Origin of the sequence: Pseudoalteromonas sp. bablab_jr011 (genome assembly GCF_016464045.1) — a bacterium.
GTDB lineage: Bacteria > Pseudomonadota > Gammaproteobacteria > Enterobacterales > Alteromonadaceae > Pseudoalteromonas > Pseudoalteromonas lipolytica.
Genome location: NZ_JACDWU010000024.1, coordinates 1 through 1,692 on the forward strand (window position 1 = coordinate 1; position 1,692 = coordinate 1,692).

General features: G+C 39.0%; 1 protein-coding gene. It reads right to left on the minus strand.

Going from position 1 to position 1,692, the window contains the following annotated elements; all coding sequences use genetic code 11:
* Positions 1–112: 112 nt before the first annotated feature.
* Positions 113–1,555, minus strand: a complete 1,443-nt coding sequence (locus JIG41_RS00655; protein ID WP_004589456.1) for an IS1182 family transposase — start codon at positions 1,553–1,555, stop codon at positions 113–115.
* Between the last annotated feature and the right edge of the window lie 137 nt (positions 1,556–1,692).

Below are 1,692 nucleotides of genomic sequence, written 5' to 3' on the forward strand. Positions count from 1 at the left end.
AAAACTAATTTTTAATAAATTGTCTTGGGTATGTTCTTAGTTTGAAACCATTTAAGATGGTTGCGATCGATTTTTTCTCAGTATCGCAATTTTCTCCGCGCGAGCGAAACTGCTATGGCAACGCTACTCTAATTGCTTTACTTAGGCCGTTAACTCCCATAATTGTTATCATTCTTCTGAAGTTGTAAGCTAGGACATGAAGACTTATTTCTGTCCCCACGCTTTTTAAACCTCGTGTTAGTAAGTGGGTAGCTCCCATCCAGAGTTTAATTGTGCCAAAGGGGTGCTCAACAGTTTGCTTGCGATGAAGCATCAATTCAGGTTCATTCTTTAGCTTTTGAAGCATTTCTTCTGTCAGAATCTCATGCACCCACCGCCTTATTCGCCTAGGGTCTTTTTTAGAGTTAGTGCACTGACTTCTTATTTTACAATCTCGACAAGCAATGTGATTGAAGTAAACATCAAGGTATTTACCTTGCTCAAATACCTGCATTCGATTTTGAAGTTCATTACCAGCGGGGCATAAGTAAATATCTTTATTTGCATCGTATTTGAAGAGTGAGCGGTTAAATATCCCTTTCTTTTCAGAGGACGATGTATCCGTCTTGGGCATGATTGGCTCTGCACCCAAATCGATAGTATCTTTTATATCGGGCTGACTGAAGTAACCTTTATCTGCTAATACCCTTATATCTTCCTTGCGCAATGCTTTTTGTGCGAGTTTTGTCATTGACGCAAGCTGGCCTCTATCTGGCACGTTGGTCACCTCATGCGCCACTATAAGGTGGTGCTTGGTATCAACCGCACTTTGCACGTTATAACTCACAACTCTTGTAAAACCTTGAGTTTTCATTAAACGTGAATCAGGATCAGTAGTGGATATTTGCTTGTCAGGATGAGCTTCAACTTGTTCTTTAATCTCGTGTAGTTTTTTTAACTGGCTGCGAAAGTCAGCTAGCCTATCTTTTGTGGCTTTAATTTTTGTGACGTTAGCTTGCTCTTTATCGGCTTCATCAAGTAATTCAAGGTAACGTTCAATATTCTTTTCGACTCGGTCGATGTGGAATTTAACTTTGCTTGGCGTAAAATTATTGCCTTTGTTGTTGCTAGCTTTAAACTTACTACCATCGATGGCAACAACTGGTTTCTCAAACATATTCAGACGACGGCAGACTTCAACAAACGTTTTGCACACATTTTTTATACCATCTCCGTTGTCTTTTCTAAAATCAGCAATCGTTTTAAAGTCGGGTGCCAACTTACCAAGTAGCCACATCAGTTCAATATTGCGTTGGCATTCGGTTTCTAATCGGCGGGATGATTGAATACGGTTGAGGTAACCATAAAGATACAGTTTTAATAATGTGGCTGGATGATACTTAGGGCGGCCTGTGGACTTTAAAGTTAACCCTTTAAACTCCAATTCAGCTAGATTTAGTTCCTCAATGAAAACATCAATCACTCTGACCGTATTATCTTCACTGACGTAGTCTTCCAACGATTCTGGAAATAACGTTGATTGGTCACGACTTTCACCGCTTATAAACTTTGACATACTGCCTCAACCCTCAACTGAATCAATAGTCTAATTATATAAATATCAGTATATTAAGTGAACTAAATGTATAGATTAATAGATCATAAGCAGAACATACTTAGACCAAAAGGTGATCAGAGTTTTCACACAGTCTG

Coding starts and splice junctions, on each gene's coding strand:
- JIG41_RS00655 (WP_004589456.1), bottom strand. CDS start 1,555: ATGTCAAAGTTTATAAGCGGTGAAAGTCGTGACCAATCAACGTTATTT.